Annotated in this window: 15 protein-coding genes; 5 read left to right on the top strand and 10 right to left on the bottom strand. The window is 73.6% G+C overall.

Annotated elements, in window-relative coordinates:
* Positions 1 to 19 precede the first annotated feature (19 nt).
* The gene (locus tag ACZ7RU_RS09595) at positions 20 to 1300 is read right to left on the bottom strand and encodes an alpha/beta hydrolase family protein (protein WP_470340311.1); all 1281 of its coding nucleotides are present in this window, start codon (positions 1298 to 1300) and stop codon (positions 20 to 22) included.
* Positions 1301 to 1586: 286 nt separating this feature from the next.
* Here ACZ7RU_RS09595 and ACZ7RU_RS09590 point away from each other — a divergent pair, with 286 nt between their 5' ends.
* On the top strand, positions 1587 to 1790 hold the full coding sequence (locus tag ACZ7RU_RS09590) for a hypothetical protein (RefSeq protein ID WP_470340310.1): 204 nt from the start codon (positions 1587 to 1589) through the stop codon (positions 1788 to 1790).
* Between the two features lie 73 nt (positions 1791 to 1863).
* On the opposite strand, the gene ACZ7RU_RS09585 is transcribed toward ACZ7RU_RS09590, so the two are convergent.
* On the bottom strand, positions 1864 to 3081 hold the full coding sequence (locus ACZ7RU_RS09585) for an acyl-CoA dehydrogenase family protein (protein WP_470340309.1): 1218 nt from the start codon (positions 3079 to 3081) through the stop codon (positions 1864 to 1866).
* A gap of 74 nt (positions 3082 to 3155) precedes the next feature.
* The gene (locus ACZ7RU_RS09580; protein ID WP_470340308.1) at positions 3156 to 4181 is read right to left on the bottom strand and encodes a phosphotransferase family protein; all 1026 of its coding nucleotides are present in this window, start codon (positions 4179 to 4181) and stop codon (positions 3156 to 3158) included.
* A gap of 246 nt (positions 4182 to 4427) precedes the next feature.
* Here ACZ7RU_RS09580 and ACZ7RU_RS09575 point away from each other — a divergent pair, with 246 nt between their 5' ends.
* The gene (locus tag ACZ7RU_RS09575) at positions 4428 to 5219 is read left to right on the top strand and encodes a hypothetical protein (RefSeq protein ID WP_470340307.1); all 792 of its coding nucleotides are present in this window, start codon (positions 4428 to 4430) and stop codon (positions 5217 to 5219) included.
* A 21-nt stretch (positions 5220 to 5240) separates the two neighbouring features.
* On the opposite strand, the gene ACZ7RU_RS09570 is transcribed toward ACZ7RU_RS09575, so the two are convergent.
* Together ACZ7RU_RS09570 and ACZ7RU_RS09565 are read right to left on the bottom strand one after the other, a co-directional pair.
* Positions 5241 to 5462, bottom strand: a complete 222-nt coding sequence (locus tag ACZ7RU_RS09570) for a hypothetical protein (protein WP_470340306.1) — start codon at positions 5460 to 5462, stop codon at positions 5241 to 5243.
* Between the two features lie 217 nt (positions 5463 to 5679).
* Complete coding sequence (locus ACZ7RU_RS09565) at positions 5680 to 5910, bottom strand: Scr1 family TA system antitoxin-like transcriptional regulator (RefSeq protein ID WP_470340305.1); 231 nt, start codon at positions 5908 to 5910, stop codon at positions 5680 to 5682.
* Positions 5911 to 6077: 167 nt separating this feature from the next.
* Between ACZ7RU_RS09565 and ACZ7RU_RS09560 the strand changes: the two genes are divergently transcribed.
* Entirely contained in the window at positions 6078 to 7340 is a 1263-nt protein-coding gene (locus ACZ7RU_RS09560) for a polysaccharide deacetylase family protein (RefSeq protein ID WP_470340304.1), read from the top strand.
* A 252-nt stretch (positions 7341 to 7592) separates the two neighbouring features.
* Here the strand turns inward: ACZ7RU_RS09560 and ACZ7RU_RS09555 are convergent, their stop codons facing one another.
* Positions 7593 to 10604, bottom strand: coding sequence for a hypothetical protein (locus ACZ7RU_RS09555; RefSeq protein ID WP_470340303.1), 3012 nt, complete (start codon positions 10602 to 10604; stop codon positions 7593 to 7595).
* Between the two features lie 558 nt (positions 10605 to 11162).
* Here ACZ7RU_RS09555 and ACZ7RU_RS09550 point away from each other — a divergent pair.
* A complete protein-coding gene (locus ACZ7RU_RS09550; RefSeq protein ID WP_470340302.1) occupies positions 11163 to 11618 on the top strand; it encodes a PASTA domain-containing protein in 456 nt (151 codons plus the stop codon).
* A gap of 332 nt (positions 11619 to 11950) precedes the next feature.
* On the opposite strand, the gene ACZ7RU_RS09545 is transcribed toward ACZ7RU_RS09550, so the two are convergent.
* Positions 11951 to 14953 (bottom strand): ATP-binding protein, encoded by a 3003-nt coding sequence (locus ACZ7RU_RS09545; RefSeq protein WP_470340301.1) that lies wholly within the window; start codon positions 14951 to 14953, stop codon positions 11951 to 11953.
* A gap of 99 nt (positions 14954 to 15052) precedes the next feature.
* Positions 15053 to 17116 (bottom strand): transglycosylase domain-containing protein, encoded by a 2064-nt coding sequence (locus ACZ7RU_RS09540; RefSeq protein ID WP_470340300.1) that lies wholly within the window; start codon positions 17114 to 17116, stop codon positions 15053 to 15055.
* 229 nt (positions 17117 to 17345) lie between these two features.
* On the opposite strand from ACZ7RU_RS09540, the gene ACZ7RU_RS09535 reads away from it, so the two are divergent.
* A complete protein-coding gene (locus ACZ7RU_RS09535) occupies positions 17346 to 18455 on the top strand; it encodes a hypothetical protein (protein WP_470340299.1) in 1110 nt (369 codons plus the stop codon).
* A gap of 130 nt (positions 18456 to 18585) precedes the next feature.
* On the opposite strand, the gene ACZ7RU_RS09530 is transcribed toward ACZ7RU_RS09535, so the two are convergent.
* The gene (locus tag ACZ7RU_RS09530) at positions 18586 to 19485 is read right to left on the bottom strand and encodes a Gfo/Idh/MocA family protein (RefSeq protein WP_470340586.1); all 900 of its coding nucleotides are present in this window, start codon (positions 19483 to 19485) and stop codon (positions 18586 to 18588) included.
* A gap of 84 nt (positions 19486 to 19569) precedes the next feature.
* Positions 19570 to 20241, bottom strand: coding sequence for an O-methyltransferase (locus ACZ7RU_RS09525; protein WP_470340298.1), 672 nt, complete (start codon positions 20239 to 20241; stop codon positions 19570 to 19572).
* Between the last annotated feature and the right edge of the window lie 62 nt (positions 20242 to 20303).

Genomic DNA, 20303 nt, shown 5'->3' with positions numbered 1-20303 from the left:
GGCGCTGCGGCCGGGGCGGCTACCGCTCGTACGCCATCTCCGGGAAGCGCGCCGAGGGCCCGTCCAGCAGGTGGTCGTCCTGGCCGCGCAGCCAGCGGTCGAAGAAGGACGCGACGTACGAGCGGGTGGCGAGTTCGGCCCGGCCGGGGCGGATGTCGCCGACGTCCTTGCGCAGCTGTTCGGCGTCGAGCACGCCCTGCCGGGCGAGCTGCGGCAGCAGGGGCTGGGCGTCGGTGTACGAGCCGTGGCGGGAGCCGGTGAGGGTGACGTCGGCGTGCCAGCCGGTGCTGTGCTGCCACAGGGCGTTCCAGCCGGGCTGGTCGCGGTAGCTCCCGGAGTCCTCGCTCCCGGTGCCCATCAGCAGGAACGGCCGGTTCAGGCCGTCCTCGGCGACGCTGGGCAGGACGACGCCGGTGTGGCCGTCGGGGCCGGGGAAGTGCAGCTGGCCGTCCATGTTGACGCCGGCCGTGATCCGCGGGTCGTCGTGCATGGTCTGGAGCGCGGTGAAGCCGCCCGCCGACTGGCCGACCATGCCGATCCGGCCGAGGTCGAGGGCCCCGGCCACCCCGGTGGGCAGGCCCGGCCGTTCGCCCAGCCCGGCGAGCCGGTCCAGCACGAAGCGGGTGTCGGCGACCCGGGTGTCCATCGCCTTGTGCAGCACCGCGCTGATGTCCAGGTCGGGCTGCCCGAGCATGCCGGGGAGCACCGAGGGGGCCAGGTCGCCGCCGGGGAAGGCGACTTCGGAGGCCTCGTAGGTGTGGTCGACGGTGACCACCACGTAGCCGCGCGAGGCGAGGTCCTCGACCAGCGCCGTCCCCCAGGTGCGCGGGTCGCCGAGGCCGGGCGAGTACAGCACCACCGGGCGCGGGCCGCCGGACAGCGCCGGGGCGTCCCTGCGGGCGTGGGTGCGGATCGCCGACCAGTCGGTGCGGCCGGGCGCGGTGCCGTAGTTGAGCAGGCCGACGCCGTCCGGGCCGTCGAAGTGCTTCCCGGCGGCGGGCTCCATGTACGGGACGCGCTCGTCGCCGGCGGCCGGGCGGGAGGTCGGGTACCAGAGGCTGATCATCAGCTCGCGCCGCTGCCCGGGGTGCCACGGGTCCTCCCGTCCGGTGTCGGTGAGGTGCAGCGCGGTGGTCCCGATCGGGTACGGCCCGCTGGGCTCCGGCAGCCAGGCCCGCGCCTGCCGCCCGGGGCTTCCCTCCCCGGGCGCCGCCGCCACCGCTCCGGTCGCACCGATCGTGCCCACGGCCGCTGCCGCCGCCAGTACCACCGCTGCCACGGCCCGTCCCGGAATGCCCATGGTGTTCCTCCGTCTTCCCGATCACCGAACACTCAGGACACTACGGTCGGGGACAGGTCGCGGCCGTCATACCAGGGGGCCAACCAGTCCCCGAGGACCCTGAGTACCCGGGTATCACTCCCCTACGGGTGGCCGCGCGGGCCCGCGTCGGCCGTCCGGGGGAATGTGCGGCGGTTCGATGCCGAACCACCGCCGGTACTCGGCGTTCCGGACCACCGCCGGTGCTAGCTTCCAGCTGCCGCCCGGTCGGGGCGGCGCCCTCAGCCGCCACTCGAAGGAGCGATCCATGACCCAGGCCGGCGCGTCCGACGCGGACCACAAGAAGTCGCTGGTGAGGGAGGCCGCAGGCACCAAGACCTGGCGTCACGTCATCAAGCCGGACGCGGACGCCGCAGCCGCCTACCTCAACGTCGACCCCGCCCAGGGCCCGGGCGAGGCGACCATCGCCACCCGGCCCGACGGGCAGATCGACATCCTCCTGCTGCTGTAGGAGCCGGCTCACCACGTCGGGCCGGTGCCGCGGCGCGCCTCGGGCGCCGCGGCACCGGCATGCCCGGCGGCGGCTAGCGGTACTTCCGCAGCTCCCGGCGGGCCAGCGAGCGCTTGTGCACCTCGTCCGGGCCGTCGGCCAGCCGCAGGGTGCGGTTGCCGGCCCAGAGCTGGGCGAGCGGGGTGTCCTGGCTGACACCGGCGGCGCCGTGGGCCTGGACGGCCTTGTCGAGGATCCACTCGACGGTGCGCGGGGTGGCGATCTTGATCGCCTGGATCTCGGTGTGCGCCCCCCGGTTGCCGACGGTGTCCATCAGCCAGGCGGTCTTCAGCACCAGCAGCCGCAGCTGCTCGATCCGCACCCGGGACTCGGCGATCCAGTCCTGCACCACGCCCTGCTCGGCCAGCGGCCTCCCGAACGCCACCCGCTCGCCGGCCCGGCGGCACATCAGCTCCAGCGCCCGCTCGGCGATGCCGATGGCGCGCATGCAGTGGTGGATCCGGCCGGGGCCGAGCCGGGCCTGGGCGATGGCGAAGCCCGTCCCCTCCTCGCCGATCAGGTTCTCCACCGGGACGCGGACGTCCTCGAACAGCACCTCGGCGTGGCCGCCGTGGTCGGCGTCGTCGTAGCCGAAGACCGTCATGCCGCGCTTCACCGTCACGCCCGGGGTGTCGCGCGGGACGAGCACCATGCTCTGCTGGCGGTGCGGCTCGGCGGCCGGGTCGGTTTTGCCCATCACGATGAGGATCCGGCAGTCGGGGTTCATCGCCCCGGTGATGTACCACTTGCGGCCGTTGATCACGTACTCGTCGCCGTCCCGTTCGATCCGGGTGGCGATGTTGGTGGCGTCCGAGGAGGCGACCTCGGGCTCGGTCATCGCGAAGGCGGAGCGGATCCCGCCGTCGAGCAGCGGGCGCAGCCATCGCTCGCGCTGCTCGGCGCTGCCGAACTGGGCGAGCAGTTCCATGTTGCCGGTGTCGGGAGCCGCGCAGTTGAGCGCGGGCGGGGCCAACTGGATGCTGCGGCCGGTGATTTCGGCGAGCGGCGCGTACTGGAGGTTGGTGAGGCCGGCGCCCGGTTCGCCGGGGAGGAAGAGGTTCCAGAGGTTCTGTTTGCGGGCCTCGACCTGGAGGTCGGCGACGACCGGGGGGACGGCCCAGGGGTCGCGGTCCCGGTCCCGCCCGGCGAGTTGGGCGGCGAGGACGGGCTCGGCTGGGTACACGTGCTCGTCCATGAAGGCGAGCAGTCGCTCGCGGAGTTCGTTCGTCCGGGCGTCGTAGGCGAAGTCCATCGGTGCTCAGTTCTCCTTGAAGGGCTCAGGCCCTGGGGTGCTCAGGCCCTGGGGTGCTCAGGCCATGGGGGCGCTCAGGCCTTGAGGGTGCTCAGGCCGTGCCGGGCGAGGATCGGGGCCATCTCGCCGGCGCGCTCGAAGCCGGCGCCCAGGGTGCGGCCCTGCTGGAAGCGGAAGTGGATGCCCTCGGCGACGGCGGCGAGCTTGAAGGAGGCGAAGGCGACGTACCAGTCGAGGTCCTCCGCCCGGCGGCCGGTCGCGTCGGCGTAGCGGGAGACGATCTCGTCGGGCCCGGGGAAGCCGGGGGCGGTCATGGCGGAGGGGATGATGCCGCCGCCGACGCCCGCGAGTTCGGTGTACATCACCAGGAGGCCGACGTCGGTGAGCGGGTCGCCGAGGGTGGACATCTCCCAGTCCAGGACGGCGGCGATGTCGTCGTCCGCGTCGACCAGCACGTTGTCCAGGCGGTAGTCGCCGTGCACCAGGGCGGGCGCGGGCGAGGCCGGCAGCCGTCGGCCGAGGAGGTCGCCCAGCCGGTCCAGGTCCGGCAGGTCGCGGCTGCGGGAGGCGGCGAGCTGCTTGGCCCAGCGGCGCAGCTGGCGTTCCAGGTAGCCGTCCGGGTGCCCGAAGTCGGCGAGGCCGACGGCGGCGGGGTCGATCCGGTGCAGGGTGGCGAGGGTGTCGACCAGCCTGCGGCCGAGCGCGTGCACCCGCTGCTCGCCGAGGGCGGCGAGCGGGGCGGCGTCCCGGTGGGCGGTGCCGGGCACGTACTCCATGAGGTACCAGGGCGCGCCCAGCACCTCCTCGCCCTGGTCGAGCAGGAGCGTCCGGGGAACGGGGACTCCGGTGTCGCGCAGCGCGGTCATCACCCGGTACTCGCGGCCCATGTCGTGGGCGGTGGCGAGGACGTGCCCGAGTGGGGGCCTGCGCAGCACCCAGCGGGAGGCGCCGTCGCCCAGGAGGTACGTGAGGTTGGAGCGGCCCCCCTCGATGAGGTCGGCCCGCAGCGCGCCCTGGAGGGTGCCGGGCAGCTCGCGCTCCAGGTGGGACCGGAGTCGGGCCAGGTCCAGGCCGGGCGGGTCGGCGGGGGTCTCGGCCATCGGGCGGCTCCTCCAGGCGGCATCTGTTGACTAAGCGCTTGCTTAGCATTCAACCGCGGGCGCCCCCTGTCAATGCCACGCACCGGAACGACCGACAGCGCCCCACCCGGGCGCGGCGGCTCCTACGAACGACCGCGCGAAGTGCTGAATGCCCCGCGGAGCTGCCCGAGCCCCCGACGAAGCCCGCAGATCATCTTTCCGCCGAGGAATCCGCAGGACATCCCCTACCCTGCCGGGGTGGCTGGAATGAGGATCATCGTGTGCCTGCCCGGCGCTGAGGCGACCAGGGTGGACGAGGCGGTCGCGGAGGCGATGCGGCCCTTCGCGTCGGACGGCGTGGGCGCCGCGGAGCGGGACGTGTGGGACAGCTACCGGATCACCGGCGGCGGAGGCCTGCCCGTCCTGCCCGGCCACGAGGGCGACCCGCGCCTGGTCGCCGGGCGGCCGTTCCACGACGGCACGCCGGACGACACGGAACCCGGCCTGTGCGCGGGCGGGCCGCGCGAGCTGATCGACTTCCGCGACCGGCAGCGCGCGGAGGCCGCCGCACACACCGGCCTGGTGTGGGACCGCTGGCAGGCGGTGGCCGCCGAACACCCCGTCACGCACGGCGAGTCCGTGTTCCACGGGCGCCACCTCGCCGCCGGCGGAACCCGGGCGTCCTACCCGGGTTCGCAGGAGGCCACCGACTTCCGGGCGCAGCCGGCCGTACGCGCCTGGGCCGAGGTCGCGCCGGCCCTCGACCGGCGCGACCTCGGCGACCACTTCACCTTCGGCTGGGACCCGGTCGGCATCGGCGAGCGCGGCCGCGAGGAGTTCACGCTGGCGTACGCGTTCAGCCTGCTGCCGCCGCGCGGCGTGCTCACCCTCGACGGATGGTGGTGCGACGGGGACGAGGATCCGCTGCACGGCGCCTGCCACGGCCGGGCCACGTGCACCCACGAGCCGGCGGTCTCCGGCAGGCGCCAGGATCTGCTGGCCTATCTCGTAGAACTACCCGGCGACACCCTGCTGGTCAACGTGCGCTGCCACGTGTGAGTCGAGGGCGCCGCTCCCGGCTCAGCGGGCTTCGGCGGGCTGAGTGGCCCCGGCCACGCCGTACACGGTGGTGGCGGGCGCGGGGACCGAGCCGGGAGCGGCGGTCGCGGCACCGGCGGTGCCGACGGCGATCCCGGTGGCGACGCAGGCGAGTACCGCGGCGGCCCCTGCGGCGGAGGCGAGCCGGCTCCGGCGGGTCGTGGTCGACGGACGGTCCAGCGGGCGGTAGTACGTCCTGTTCATGGCACACCGGTCCAATCGGGAAGGCCCACGGGGGCGCCACACGAGGACCGTGTGGCGCCGGGGTGTTCGTCGGGCTGGAGCGACCCTAGCCGGGACCGGAACGATTGGGTACGGAATGCCGTGGCCATGCCACGAACTTGGCCGGAAAGCTGCGGCACCCTCATGGCTCAGAGCTCCTTCCTGGCCTTGTGGAGCAGGTCGAGGGACGCGGTTCTGGTCAGCGCTTCCACCTGCAACCGATCGTAGGCCGTTCCCACGCCCTGACAGTCGTTGTCCTGCCGCACGACTCGAGCTGCGCCCACATGGTCGCGGCGCCACCCACCGGCCGACGAATGCCACTCTCGTCTATCACCGCATGAATGGGCGCCGGTTCAGGGCGCTTGAGCAACCGCTGTCGCGCGGCCAGGAACTCGAATCGCTCCTCGGTGTGGCCGCCGAGGCCTTCCACCGGATCCTCCGAGCCGCCATCCTCCCTGCGACGTAAGGGAGTTGCTCCCTACACACAGCCGTGCCGGATCCGCCTCGACAGAGTTCGATCAAAAGTGTTCTGATGATCACATCCATCGATCGTCTTCAGAACACCGCCTGATCGAAGATCAGAGAAATGGGGGTCCGGTGCGGACTGCTCGCAGCTCGGCCATCCTGCTGGCAACGGGGGTCCTCGGGGCCTCCGCCCTCGCGACGGGATGCTCCGGCACGCAGAGCAGACCCTCCGCCGCCACCGGCACCACGCCGTCCAGCCCCGCCGCGAGCACCACGACCGAGGCCCCCGCCCCGCCACCGCCGCCCGCTCCCACCCCCACCTGGGACGGCCAGGTCAAGGTCCTCGGCGACGGCTCCACCTCCGACACCGGCCCGCAGCCCGCGCAGCCCGTGGCCGAGCGGCTCAAGCCGGGCGAGAAGCCGCCGCAGTTCGTCGTCTTCTCCTGGGACGGCGGCCTGGAGGGCGACGAGCGGCTGTTCTCCCGCTTCCGCAAGCTCGGTGTGGAGAACAACGCCCAGATGACCTTCTTCCTGACCGGCCTCTACACCCTCCCCAAGTCCAAGAGCACGCTCTACCAGCCGCCGCAGCACAAGCCCGGCGAAGCCTCCATCGACTTCGCCACCGACCCCCACATCAAGGACACCCTGGAACAGGTGCGCCTGGCCTGGCTGGACGGCAACGAGATCGGCACCCACTTCAACGGGCACTTCTGCGGCCCCAAGGGCGGCGGCGACTGGAGCACCGAGGAGTGGAAGAGCGAGCTCGACCAGTCGATCTCCTTCGTCACCAACTGGAAGACCAACACCGGCCTCAAGGACCTCCCGCCGCTCCCCTTCGACTACACCAAGGAGCTGGTCGGCGGCCGCGCCCCCTGCCTGGAGGGCCAGAAGAACCTGCTGGCGGCCGAGAAGGCGGCCGGCTTCCGCTACGACGCCAGCTCACCGGGCGAGTTCCAGGTCTGGCCCGTCAAGAAGGACGGCATCTGGAACTTCCCTCTCCAAATGCTCCCCTACTCCGGCAAGTCGACCCAGAGCCTCTCGATGGACTTCAACTTCCTGGCCAACCAGTCCGGGAACACCACCAACGGCGACCCCAAGAAGTACGACACCTGGGAGAAGGAGACCCGGGAGAGCTACCTCGCCGGCTTCGAACGCGTCTACAACGGCAGCCGCGCCCCGCTCTTCATCGGCAACCACTTCGAGTCCTGGAACGGCGGCATCTACATGCAGGCCGTCGAGGACGTGATGAAGAGCGTCTGCAAGCGCGAGGGCGTCCGCTGCGTCTCCTTCCGTCAGGTCGCCGACTGGCTGGACGCCCAGGACCCGAAGGTCCTCGACAAGCTGCGCCAGCTCGACCCCGCCCAGCCGGCCGAGTGGTCCCGCCTGGTCAAGTGACCGGGCGGGACCAGGGCGAAGCCCGGTCAGTGGCCGTGCCGACGCGTCCCGCGCCGTGCCCTGGTGAACTTCTGCCGTCCGGCGCCGGCACCGGCGGCGAGTTCACCGAGGCGCTCTCCGACCGCGGAGACGGCGGGGCGGGGCTCCAGCGCGTAGTTCTGCGGCGGCGACGAGCTGGTCCTCACCCCTGCCGAAGCCGAACGCAGGCAGGGCGCCCGGTGGGACGGACGGACGGACGAGCGGGCCGGGGCGTCAGCCCCGGTTGCCGACCAGCGGGACGTCGCCCGGGATGCCGAACTTCGTGCGGTAGACCACCAGGTCGGAGTTCTCGGCGGCGCCGTAGAAGGTCTGGTCGCCGGGCCGGTAGACGCCGATGGTCTCCTTGCCGGTGCCGTCCCAGTCGCCCTTGATCGGGACGTCGCCGGGGTTGCCGAACCTGACGCCCGGGCGCGGGTGCTCGTTCTCGTTGGAGTCGTTCAGGTAGAAGATCTGGGTCTGCGGGTCGTAGACGGCGACGGTGGTGGTGCCGTTGCCGTCCCAGTCGCCGACCAGCGGCTTCCAGCCCGGATTGCCCAGCTTGATCCGGTACCTGACGGTGGAGTTGTCGTCGGAGAGGTAGAAGAACTGGTCGCTGGGCCGGTAGACGCCGACCGTGCTCCGCCCCTGCCCGCTCCAGTCGCCGACCAGCGGGATGTCACCGGCGGCTCCGAAGGAGAAGGTGGCGGCCACGGTGGCGTTGTCGTCCGACAGTTGGAAGGTCGCGGTGTCGGGGTGGTAGACGCCGATGGTGTCGGTGCCCGGGCCGTTCCAGTGGCCGGTCAGCGGGACGGCGTCGCCGCCGCCGCCGAACACGGTCCGGCCGGTGTACCAGCCGTTGTGGGCGGCCTCGCCGAAGCTGCCGTCCGACGTCCGGTACACGCCCACCGAGGCGGGCGCCGGCGTGGGCGTGGCGTTGACCACGGCCGTGCCGATCCGCTGCTGCGCCGCGACGGTCAGCGGCACCTTGGCCGGTTGGTCCGGGCCCAGCCAGCGGAAGTTCTGCAGGTAGACGACGCGGGGGTCCTGCGCGGCGATCGCGCGGTACTCGGCGTTGTACGCCGCGATGTCCGCGTCGGTCTTCCCCGGGTAGCAGTTGTCGGCGACGCCGGTCTCGTTGGTGGACTCCGGGAAGAGCATCAGGTGCTGGTCCGGCGAGGAGAGGAAGGTCTTCAGGTTCGCCAGCCGCCACTGGATCTCGCCGCGGCCCACGCAGTAGTAGTCGAAGCCGACGATGTCGACCGTGGACGGGATCGGCGCGGTCTGCTCGGCGTTCCAGCGGTCGAGGCTCATGATCAGCATCTTGTCCGGGAACGCGGCCCTGATCTGCTCCGCCTGCGTCTGGACCTGCGCGGGGCTCAGCCCGTGCGAGTAGGCCTCGTCCGTCAGGTCGACGGCGGCGATCTTGTCGATGTTCGATCCGATCCGCTGCACCAGGTCGAGCAGGTTCTGCGCGGCGTTCGGGTTCGGGGCGAACTGCCAGTCACCCGGCGAGCGCGGGATGACCGTCTCCTGGTTGAGGTCGATCACGCAGGACGCGGGCAGGCACTGCTCCAGGAACTCCAGGCGGCGGTCCTGGTCGCGCAGGTAGGTGTTGAAGTTGGTCCACCGCGCCACCTCCGGCGCGTGGTTGACACCGTTGTTCGGCCAGTCCGGGTCCCGGATGTCGAAGAAGCCGTAGTAGCCGAGCCCGCCCAGCATGGAGACCCGCAGGTCGTCCACCGTGGTGACCTGGCCGGCCGCCGAATGGTGGGCACCGAGCGAGACGTAGCCGTCCCGGGGCAGTCGGGCGGCGGTGCGGCCGGAGAACACCGTCGCGCCGTTGACCCGTACGGTCGCCTGCTGCTTGTCGCCGGTCGCCAGCGCGACCGACACCTCGTAGGAGCCGGCCGGGGCGGCGGGGGCCAGCGCGGTCGGCGTGCCGCCCTGGAAGAGCGTCAGCCCGCCGTCGGCCTGGACGCGCAGGCCGAGCGCGACGTCCTCGGCGTCCACGGCACCCGTGCCGCCGGAGGCGTTGCTGACGGCGAGGGAGGCCCAGTCCTGGCCGGAGGTGCTGCCGGCCACGGGGGTCAGGACGGCGTGCACCGTGTAGGCGCCGGTCGGGACGTCGGAGGTGGCCGGCTTGTTCAGGCGGACGGCCGAGGTGCCCTGGGGGAACGAGAGCACGTTCGGGTGGGCCGGGCTGTTGACCTGTACCGAGCCCGCCGGCGGGTCGAGGGCCAGGCCCTTGACGCCCGAGACGGCGGTGTAGTCGGCGGAGATCAGGCTCGGCTGGCGGGCGCTGAGGTCCTGGTTGAGCCCGTGGTCGGCGGTGGCGTTGGGTGCGCCGTCGAAGGTGTCGACGAGCGGCTTGGCGCTGCGGGTGGCACCGGTGTCGACCCTGCTGACGTCCAGGCCGTGGCCCGCGCCGTCGCCGAAGGTGGTGACCCGGTCCTCGGTGGAGAGGTAGGCGCCCAGGTAGAGGAACTCGCTGCCCGGCCAGCGGGTCACGCCGGCCGGTGCGGAGACCGCGAACGGCGTGCCGTTCACGGTCAGGGTGACGGCCCGGTCGGCCCCGGTGGAGACGGTGAGCGAGACGGCGTACTGCGCCGTGGGCGCCACCGTGCCGGTCCAGAAGGGGGTTTCGCCGCCACCGCCGTGGAAGAGGGCGAGCCGGCCGCCCGAACCGACGGTCAGGCCGAGGTCGACGTCGCCGCCGGTGACGTACCCGTTGCTGCGGTGGCTGCGGCTCAGCACGATCGAGCCCCAGTCGTCGCCGCCCCGGTCGCCGACGACCGGGTCGATCACCGTCGAGACGGTGTAGTGGCCGGTGCCGTCCGCGACGGCCGGCGCGCCGAGCATCACGGCGGAGATGCCCTTGGCGAACAGCAGCCGGTTGGGGTGGTCCGGGTGGCTGGTCTGGACGAACCACTGGTCCGGCGCGACCGAGGTGTCCCAGCGGCCGGAGACCCGGGTGTACGAGATCCCGTGCTGCCCGGCCGGGACCGACTGCCGGGCGTCGAGCCCGACGTTCAGCCCGTACAGCGGGTCGGTGTCCCGGGCCGGGTCCAGCTGGAAGGTGTCCGAGAAGGCGCGCGTGGTGTCGAGGTCCACCGGCGTCGGCCCGGCCCCGTCACCGGCCGGCACGGCAGCCGCCGCGGTCGGCGCGAGGCCCGCGGGCAGCAGCGCCAGCACGAGCGCCGAGGCGCCGGCCAGCAGCCCGCGGCCCAGGCGTTGAGTGAGTATCACCGAGTCTTCGTCTCCCGGTCGTCGAATCGGCGACACGGGAACGCGCCGCCGAAGGGAGCGGACACGGCTGTGTCGTAGCAGCTCAGCGGTCTTCCCCCCGGGGCCGGATCATAGGGCGTGGATACGAACGGCCGCGCCGAGATTCCGGCGCGGCCGCTCCTCGGCCGACCGCCGACGCCGGTGCTTCGGGGATGCGCATGCTTTACGGCTGCATCACGACTTGACCACGGGGCCCGCACTCTTCGGGGCCGGTCGCTACGGTTCCCCCTGTCACAGTCGTCACGACATGGGGGGACCATGCGTCGTACCGCCATCGCCCTGCTCGCCACCGCGACCGTCCTCGGTCTCGCCGCCTGCGATCCGAAGGACTCCACCGGTAGCGGCGCCGCCGGTACCACGGCGAGCCCGAGGGCGGCCGACGCCCCGTCACCGGCCGCGCCCGCTGCCGGTGCGCCGGTTGCCGGTGCGCCGGTTGCCGGTGCGCCGGTTGCCGGTGCTTCCGCAACCGGCGCTCCTGCGGCCGCCGCCAGGACGGCCGCGCTCCCGAACTTCGTCGGTATGGGGCTGCAGTCCGCCCAGGACACCGCGCAGGCCGCCGGGTTCTTCCTCCTGACCAGTCACGATGCGCTCGGGCGCGACCGCAACCAGATCTCCGACCGCAACTGGAAGGTCTGCACGCAGAATCCGGCTCCGGGCGAGCACCCCACCAGCACGAAGATCGACATGGGGGCGGTGAAGCTGGACGAGAGCTGCCCCGCCCAGGACCAGGGCGCCAGCGGGCCCACCAAGGCCGGATCCACCATGCCCGACTTCAAGGGCAAGGCGGTCTCGGTGGTACGGGACTCGCTGCCGGGCAACACCTCGCTCAGCTCGAAGGACGCCAGCCCGAAGAACCGGGTCATCCTGGTGCAGTCGAACTGGCAGGTGTGCGGCCAGGACCCGGCGCCGGGTGCCGCCCTCACGGGCCAGCCGGTCAGCGTCACGGCCGTGAAGTTCGGCGAGGCCTGCCCGTAGCACCTGGCGCACCGTGACGGCCTGAGCACCCTCGCCTGACACCCGGCCCATGGCCCCGGACGCCGGGCCGTCCCGCGATCGCGGGCCGCTGGATGTGCCTCCGGCCGGGTCCGTCCCCTGCGCGGACCCGACCGGCTGCCCATGCGGCGGGTACCGGACGGGCGCGTCGACCGGGCCTGGGGCCGGGTGCGTGCGCCTGTCCTGTGCCGTGGGGATCGAGCCTAGGCAGGGGCGTCTTACCGAATGCTTACCGATTGCCCGGCGACCGGTACGACGGCGGTGAGGCGGTAAGCCCGTATGACGGTAGGACCGCCGGCGTCCCCGGCCCGCCGCTACCGGATGTCGCTCAGCTCCCGCGCCTCCGCCAGCACCCGCGCCGCCGACTCGGGCAGCCCGGCCGCCTCGTACGCCCGGCCGAGCGCGCGGAGCGCCTCCGCGAGGAAGGAGCGCCAGCCGCGGGCACGCCACACCAGGACGGACTCCTCCAGGTGCGCGACCGCCGAGGCGTGGTCCCCCGCCGCCAGGTCCAGCTCCCCGAGGATGCCGAGCGCCTGGGCGAGGTGGTGTCCCAGGTCGAAGCGGCGGGCGATGGCCAGTGCCGCCTCGGCCGTCTCGCGGGCCCGGCCGTCTCCGGTGGCCGCGTACAGCACGGCCAGGTAGAGCAGCGAGAACGCCTCGACGTAGCGGTCCTTGAGGGAGCGGGCCATGGCGAGCGAGCGGAGCAGCAGTTCGCCGCCGCGCTCCACCTGGCCGGCCCGGCCGTGGGCCGCTCCCAGGAACTGGATCGCGGTCGCCTCGAAGCGGGTGTTGCCGATCAGCCGCGCCAGTCGCAGCGTCTCGGTGAGGTGCTCGATCGTGCGGTCGAGGTCCGTTTCCCCGTAAGCGATGGCGATGATCTGGTGGGCCCGGGCCTCGCCGCCCGGGTGGTCGTGGGCGGCGGCGAGGTCCAGGGCGCGGCGGCCGGCGTCCAGGGCCTCCTGCTCGCGGCCCTGGGCCACCAGGCTCCACGCGGTCAGGACGAGGGCGTCGGCGGTCCCGCGCGGTTCCCCCACCTGCTCGAACAGATGCTGGAGGTGCCGGGCGCGGTCCGCCAGGGCGACCATCGTCTGGGAGCCGTCCGCCAGGTCGACGGCCGTCCCGGAGCCGTCGGCCGGGGTGGTCCAGGTCGTCACCTCGATCAGGCCGCGGGTGAGCACGGCCGTGCCCAGGCCGTCGCCGGCCGAGCGGCAGGCCTGGAGGACGGCCAGGTGGGTGGTGCGCCACTCGTCGTACAGGCCGCGCACGTCGCAGTACTTCTCCTGGCAGGCGGCCAGGTCCCAGGCCATCGGCACCATGCGCAGCGCGGCGGCCTGCCGGGCGCTCGCGGTCAGGGCCGGCTGCTCGGCGTCGAACCAGGCCATCGGGTCGTCCAGCAGTGCCGCCGCGAGGCCGGACGGCATCGGGTGGCGCGGCGCGGCGCCGTGGATCGGCGCGAAGCACGGCCCGGGCACCTGGTCGGCCGCCTGCTCGGCCAGCCAGAGCCAGGCACCGAAGGCCCGTTCGAGCGCGGCGGCGCGTACGGCCGGTTCGTCGGCGGCCTCGGCGTGCTCGCGCGCGTAGAGCCGGACGAGGTCGTGGAAGCGGTAGCGCAGGTGCGGCTCCGTGCCGGTCTCCTGCAGCAGTTGGGCGTCGATCAGTTCTTCCAGCTGCCGCTCGGCCCGCTCCGGCGGGATGCCGGCCAGCGCCGCCGCGGCCCACGGTGCGAAGTCGGGCGCGTCGAGCAGTCCGAGCAGCCGGAACGTCCGGCGGGTCGGCTCCGACAGCCGGGCGTAGCCGACGGCGAAGCCGGCCCGTACGGCGAGGTTCCCGGCGGACAGCTCGTCGAGCCGCCGCCGTTCGTCGCGCAGCAGGTGCGCGAGCCGGGCCAGGGTCCAGCGCGGCCGGGCGGCCAGCCGGGCCCCGGCGATGCGGACCGCCAGCGGCATGCCGCCGCAGAGTTCGACGATCTGGGCGGCGGCCACCGGTTCGGCGGCGACCCGGTGGTCCCCGAGGATGCGGCGCAGCAGCGTCCGCGCGTGGGGGGCGTCGAGTTCGTGCAGGTCGACGAGGCGGGAGCCGGGCAGGGCCGTGAGCGCGGCGCGGCTGGTGACCAGGACGGCCGGGCGGGCGCCCGCTTCGCCCACCTCACTCGTGCCGCCCGCGTCCGCCGGGGTGCCCGGGAGCAGCGGCCCGATCTGCTGCTCCCCGGCGGCGTTGTCGAGCAGGACGAGCATACGGCGGCCGGCGAGCAGGGTGCGGTAGAGCGCGGACCGCTCCTCCAGGGAGGCCGGGATCTCCCGGGGGTCGGCGCCGAGGGCGCGCAGGAAGGCGGCCAGGACGCCGGCCGGATCGGCGGGCGTTTCGTCGGCCCCGCGCAGGTCGGCGTACAGCCGGCCGTCGGGGTAGTCGGCGGCGGCGCGGTGCGCGGCGTGGACGGCCAGCGCCGTCTTGCCGATGCCGCCCATGCCGGCGATCACCGGCACCCGGCCGGCCGCCAGGGCGTCCAGGACGATCCGCACCTGCTCGTCGCGCCCGGTGAAGTCCGGGATGTCGCGGGGGAGTTGGGAGGGCACGCGGGCCGGGCCCGGGCTCGTGCGGGCGCCCTCCCGGTCGTGCGCCAGCAGCGCCAGGAAGACGTTCTGCACCTGCTCGCCCGGCTCGATCCCGAGCTCCTCGGACAGCCGCCGGCGCAGCGCCTGGAAGCGGCGCAGTGCCTCGGCCGCCCGCCCGTCCGCCGCCAGCAGCTCCAACAGGGCGGCCTGCACGGGCTCGTCGAACGGGTGCTCCTCGGCGAGCGCCGTCAGGGCGGGGACGGCGGTCCGGGCCGCTCCGGCGGCCGGCGCGGCCCGTGCCAGGGCCAGGACGGTGGCGCGCACCTCGTCCGCCACGGACGTCACCAGCGGGTCCTCGCGGTTGATCCGCTCCAGCCCGGCCAGCACCGGGCCGCGCCGCAGCCCGATCGCCCCGGCCGGGTCCCCGTCGGCGGCGAGCCGGCGGAACCGTCCGAGGTCCACCGCGTCCGGCCCGGTCACCAGCCGGTAGCCCTGCGCGTCGGACTCCAGCGCCACCGCCTCGTCCCCGAACCGCCCGAGCCAGGTACGCAGCCGCGACATCCCGGTGTGCACCGCGCCCCGCCCGACCCGGTCCGCCTGCCCCGCCCACACGAGGTCCAGCAGCCGCCCGACGGGCAGCCGCTCCCCCTCCGCGAGCAGCAGCGCCCCCAGCAGCCCGCGCAGCACGGTGGCCCGCGGCAGCGCCTGCGGCACCGAGTCCACGGCGACCGTCAGGGGCCCCAACAGCCCGAACGTCGTCTTCATCCGCTTCAGCCTAGTAGCGCGAGGGGCCCCTGCCACCGCTGGCTCCCGACTTCCGGATGCGACCTGCGGGGCACGCCGCTCGACGGGCCCCGCAGCGGGCTACCGGGCGGCCGTCGACCTCATGTAGGTGGACCAGATGCGGGTCGGCAGGGCGGCGTCGGAGGTGTCCGGGGTGGCGCCGCCGAGGCCTTCCAGGGAGAGCAGCTTCATGTCCTTCAGGTCCGCGCGGAACACGGTGACCGCCGTCGAGAGCTGCCCGTCGTAGCCGACGAACCACCCCGCCGTACGGTCCGCGGTGGTGCCGGGCTTGGCGGCCAGGTTCGGGCCGGCGTCCGCCACGGCCTTGGCGGCGCCGTCGCGGACCGAGCCCTTGAGCGCCGCGTCCACCTCGCCCGCGACCGCCGGGGCCAGCACCTGGACGGCGGCCGGCAGGCGCAGGGGGAGCTGGACGCCGTTGCGGGAGACCTTGAGCACCGAGTACGGGTCGGTGTGGCGGCCGCCCGCCGCGAAGGTGGCGTACGCGTCGGCGGTGCGGACGGCGCTGGGGGTGGAGTTGCCGACGCCGAGGGCCGGGACGAGTTCGCCCAGGCTGGTGGGGAGCAGGCCGAGGTCGGTGGCGGTCCGCTGCACCCGGTCCAGGCCGACGTCCATGCCGAGCTGCATCAGCGGCCCGTTGACGGACTGCTCGACCGCGTTCCGCAGGCTGATCGTGCCCCAGCTCCGCCTGCCCTCGTTGGCGGTCTTGACGATCTTCCCGTCCCTCCCCCAGTACGGCCCCTCCGGGGTCATCACGTTCACCCCGTCGTCGCCGTTGTAGGGGGTGGCGGGCGTCACCGGGGTGCGGTCGCCGCCCCGCCGGCGCTGCGCCCCCTCGCCGAGCCCGGCCGCGTACACCACCGGGGTGAAGGCCGAACCGATGGGCACGGTGGTGGTGTTGGCGTTGTTGAAGCCCTGCTTCAGGTAGTCGGGGCCGCCGTAGAGCGCGACGATCCTCCCGTCCGGGGCCACCGAGGCGGCGCCGACCTTCAGGAGCTTGTCGGCCTCCCGGCCGTCCGGGTCGATCCCCGCGGTGCCCTCCCGCACGGCGGCGGCCAGGGCGTCGACCTTCGGCTTCTCGAAGGTGGTGCGGATCTGGTGGCCGCCGAGGTCGAACTGGGCGGGGGTGATGTCGCTGTGACTCTCCACGTAGGCGCGGGCCATGTCCACCAGGTACCCGATCTGGCCGCTCAGCCCCGCCGACTTCGGCTGCGGCCTGGGCTCGGGGAAGACCGTGTACCGGGCGCGCTCGGCGGCGGACAGCTTGCCGACCTTCACCATCCGGTCCAGGATCCAGGACCAGCGCTCCTCGGCCCGCTCGTGGTTCTCCGGGCCCACCCCCGGGTCGTACTGCCCGGCGCCCTTCAGCACGGCGGCCAGCAGGGCGCCTTCGCTCGGGTCGAGCTGGGAGACGTCCTTGCCGTAGTAGGCCGCCGCCGCGCGCTCGATGCCGTAACTGCCGCGCCCGAACCAGCTGGTGTTGAGGTAGCCGGCCAGGATGTCCTGCTTGCTCATCCGGTCGTCCAGCTTGACCGCGATGACGATCTCGCTGAGCTTGCGGGAGATGTCCTGGCGCTGGTTCAGGTAGATGTTCTTGACGTACTGCTGGGTGATGGTGGAGCCGCCCTGGGTGTCACCGCCCATGACCATCTGGGAGACGGCGCGGCCGATGCCGGTCACGGAGATGCCCGGGTCGGTGTAGAAGGTCTCGTTCTCGGCGGCGAGCACCGCCCACTGGACGTGCTCCGGCACCTGGCCGAGCGGCACCTCCTGCCGGTTGGTCGGGCCGATCCGCGCTATCTCGGTGCCGTCCGCCCAGTAGTAGACGTTGTTCTGCTGGGTGGCGAAGGAGTTGAGGTCCTCCGGGACGGCGGTATTGACGTAGAACCAGACCAGCCAGCCGGTCAGCGCCGCCGCGCCGGTCCCGCCCGCCAGCAGCAGCTGCCGCCAGGACGGGAGCCAGCGGCGGATCCCGCGCCGTCCGCGGCGCGGGTAGTCGATCCGCGGCGAGGGGCGCCACCCCCGGGGCGCACGCGCCCCCCGGAACGGCCTGCGTCGCCAGGGAAACCACCCCCGTCGGCGTCCGGGCTTCTCGTCCTCGGGCCCGCCGTCTTGCTGAGCACGCACAGTCCGGTCTCCGATTCGCTCGTGGACTGATCCTCCGTACTCAAGACGCGATGAGAACATCAGTACGTACGCCTGGCCTCGGTGTGATCGTGGTCATACTCCGAGCCCCTGACACGGTGACGGGCAGGGCGCGTGGCGGGCGGGCGCCGGGCGGGCGGTCGGCGACGGGGGGGCGCCGACGTGCGGAAACCGGTCCGCGGCACCCCCGGCGTACCGCCAGAATGGCGCCATGAGGATGATCGAGACCGCGCTCGGCGCGCTGCTGCTCCTACTGGTCGTCGGCAGCATCCTGCGCACGCTGGTCGTGCCGCGCGGGCTCTACTCGGCGCTGGTGATGCGGCTCTGGCGGGTGCTGCGCACCGTGCTGCGGCTGTCCGCCGTACCGGCCCGCGGGTACCACGCACAGGACCGGGCGCTCACCTGGCTGGCGCCGCTGGTCCTGCTGGGCATGCTCGGGGTGTGGCTCAGCTGCATGCTGACCGCCTACACCCTGCTGCTGCACGGCACCTCCGAACTCAGCTGGTCGGTGGCCGTGCGCGAGGCGGGGTCCAGCCTGTTCACCCTCGGCTTCGCCAGCGGCGAGCGGCTGCACCTCTCCGCGATCGACTTCATGGCCGCCTCCAGCGGTCCGCTGGTGATCGCCCTCCAGATCTCCTACCTGCCGACCCTCTACGCCGCCTACCAGCGCCGCGAGACCGAGGTGACGCTGCTCCAGTCCCGGGCCGGCGAGCCCGCCTGGGGCCCCGAGCTGCTGGCCCGCCAGTCCCTGGTGGACACCGAGACCGCGCTCCCCCAGCTCTACCGGGACTGGGAGCGGCTGGCCGCCGACATCGGCGAGAGCCACTCCAACTACCCGGTGCTGCTCTCCTTCCGCTCCCCGCAGCCCAACCGCAGCTGGGTGGTCGGGCTGATCGCCGTGATGGACGCCGCCGCCCTGCACCTGGCGCTCTGCCCGCGCTCGGCGCCCCCCGAGGCCCGGCTGGTGCTCCGGGCCGGCTTCACCGCGCTGCGCGACATCGCGCGCTCGCTGCGGATCGGCTTCGACCCGGACCCGGACCCGGACCTCCCGATCCGGCTGACCTACGCCGAGTACCTGGGCGCGGTCGCGATGATCACCGCGGCCGGCTTCCCGCGCGAGCGGCCGGTCGAGGACGCCTGGGCGCACTTCCACGGCTGGCGGGTCAACTACGAGGCGCTGGCGTACGAACTGGCCCGCCGCAGCGACGCCGTCCCCGCGCTGTGGACCGGCCCGCGCGACTTCCACGCCCCGGTCATCCCCCCGGCCCGGCCCACCGACCGCCGGCCGTCCTCGGCTCCGCCGCAGCTGCCGCCGTCCTGAGGCACGGGACGCGGCGGGGCCCGGTGCGGATCCTGCTCCGCACCGGGCCACGCCGTCTCAGGCGCTCAACCGCTCAGATGTCCAGACGTTCAACCGGCTCAGACGCTCAACCGCTCAACCGCTCAACCGCTCAGACGTCCACCGTGGCGCCGCTCGCCAGCGAGCGTTCGGCGGCGGCCAGGATCTCCACCACCCGCAGGCCGAAGTCCGCCCCGCAGGGGTGCGGCTCGCCGGAGGCGGCCGAGGCCTGGAGGGCGTCCAGCGCCCGGTGCAGCGCCGCGACCGGGCCCTCGCCCCGCGCGGGCAGCTGCACCACGCCGTGCTCGCCGCGCAGCTCCATGCCCGTCCCGCCCGCCGCGAGCGGCGCGGTCAGGCTGAGCGCGAGCGTGCTGGAGGCGCCGCCGGCGTGCCGCACCACCAGGTGCACGGTGTCCAGCGGTCCGGCCGCCGCCGTCACCCGGGTGGCGTCGCCCAGCACCGGCAGCAGCACGGACAGCGCGTGCGGGCCGACGTCCCACAGCGCGCCCTTCTCCACCCGCCACGGTGAGGCCGCGTACGGGCTGCTGCTGCCGGGGGCGAACACCGAGCCTAGCCAGTCCGAGCGGCCGGTGAACCAGCCGCCGAGCTCCGCCTGCCGCTCGATCCACGGGATCTGCTCGCCGCCGAAGCGCACGGTGAAGAAGACCACCGAGGCGACCTTGTGCTCGCGCACCGCCTTGGCCACGGCCTCGGCGTCCGGCACGGTCAGCGCGACCGGCTTGTCCAACAGCAGGTGGCAGCCGGCCTCGGCGGCCCGCACCGCGAGGCCCGCCTGCACGGTCGGGGGCAGCGCGATGGAGACCGCGTCCACCTCGGCCAGCAGCCGGTCGAGGTCCGCGTACCCGGGCACGCCGTACGCGGCGCCCAGCTCCTCGGCCGCCTCCGGTCGGCGGCCCCAGACGCCGGTGAACTCCAGCCCGGGGTGCTCGGCCAGGACGGGCGCGTGCACCCGCTCCGCCCAGGGGCCGGTTCCCAGCAGTCCGATCCGCACGATGTCTCCGTTCTCCGATGTTCGAGTGTTCACGTCATTCGAGTGTTTCCGGCGGACGTCCCCGGCGGGCGTCCCCGGCGGGGTTCAGCCCTGGACGCGGGCCAGGGTGAAGCCGTCGTAGCCCTTGCTGCCGACCGTCTGCACCGAGGTCGCGGTGACCGTCGGCTCGGCCGCGATCAGCTCGTGCAGCGCGCGGGTGCCGAGCACCGCAGGGTCGGTGCTGGCCGGGTCGGCGACCGCGCCGCCGCGCACCACGTTGTCGACGATGATCAGCGACCCGGGCCGGGTCAGCTGGAGCGCCCGGCGGAAGTACTCCGGGTTGCTCGGCTTGTCGGCGTCGATGAAGACCAGGTCGAACGGCTCCACGCCCTGCTCCACCAGCGCGGCCAGCGAGTCGGCGGCCCGTCCCGCCCGTACCTCGGCGACCCCGGCCAGCCCGGCGGCCGCCAGGTTGTCCCGGGCGACCTCGGCGTGTCGGGGGTTCAGCTCCAGGGTCAGCAGGGTGCCGTCCACGGGCAGCGCCCGGGCCAGCCAGATCGCGCTGTATCCGCCGAGCGTACCGACCTCCAGGATCCGCTTCGCGCCCTGGGCCAGTGCCAGCAGGTGGAGCAGCTTGCCCTGGTTGGGGGCCACCGCGATCCTCGGCAGCCCGGCCGCGTCGGCGGCGGCCACGGCCTGCTCCAGCACCGCGTCGTGCCCGACCAGCTGCTCGGAGAAGTACGCGTCCACGGCGTCCCAGGTCGGCTGCAAAGACATCGGGCCCTCCGGAGTGCAAGATCGGCAGGTACCCGGCCGATGCTACTCCGAGGGCCCGAGGG

The organism is Kitasatospora sp. NPDC114501 (assembly GCF_055633695.1).
This window is presented reverse-complemented; position numbering and strand designations above follow the sequence as displayed.

Bases quoted from the DNA above. Each gene is read 5' to 3' on its own strand.
- ACZ7RU_RS09570 (WP_470340306.1), bottom strand. From the start codon at position 5,462: ATGAACAGGACGTACTACCGCCCGCTGGACCGTCCGTCGACCACGACC.
- ACZ7RU_RS09545 (WP_470340301.1), bottom strand. From the start codon at position 14,953: ATGAAGACGACGTTCGGGCTGTTGGGGCCCCTGACGGTCGCCGTGGAC.
- ACZ7RU_RS09535 (WP_470340299.1), top strand. From the start codon at position 17,346: ATGAGGATGATCGAGACCGCGCTCGGCGCGCTGCTGCTCCTACTGGTC.
- ACZ7RU_RS09525 (WP_470340298.1), bottom strand. From the start codon at position 20,241: ATGTCTTTGCAGCCGACCTGGGACGCCGTGGACGCGTACTTCTCCGAG.
- ACZ7RU_RS09580 (WP_470340308.1), bottom strand. From the start codon at position 4,181: ATGGCCGAGACCCCCGCCGACCCGCCCGGCCTGGACCTGGCCCGACTC.
- ACZ7RU_RS09585 (WP_470340309.1), bottom strand. From the start codon at position 3,081: ATGGACTTCGCCTACGACGCCCGGACGAACGAACTCCGCGAGCGACTG.
- ACZ7RU_RS09575 (WP_470340307.1), top strand. From the start codon at position 4,428: ATGAGGATCATCGTGTGCCTGCCCGGCGCTGAGGCGACCAGGGTGGAC.
- ACZ7RU_RS09550 (WP_470340302.1), top strand. From the start codon at position 11,163: ATGGGGCTGCAGTCCGCCCAGGACACCGCGCAGGCCGCCGGGTTCTTC.
- ACZ7RU_RS09590 (WP_470340310.1), top strand. From the start codon at position 1,587: ATGACCCAGGCCGGCGCGTCCGACGCGGACCACAAGAAGTCGCTGGTG.
- ACZ7RU_RS09595 (WP_470340311.1), bottom strand. From the start codon at position 1,300: ATGGGCATTCCGGGACGGGCCGTGGCAGCGGTGGTACTGGCGGCGGCA.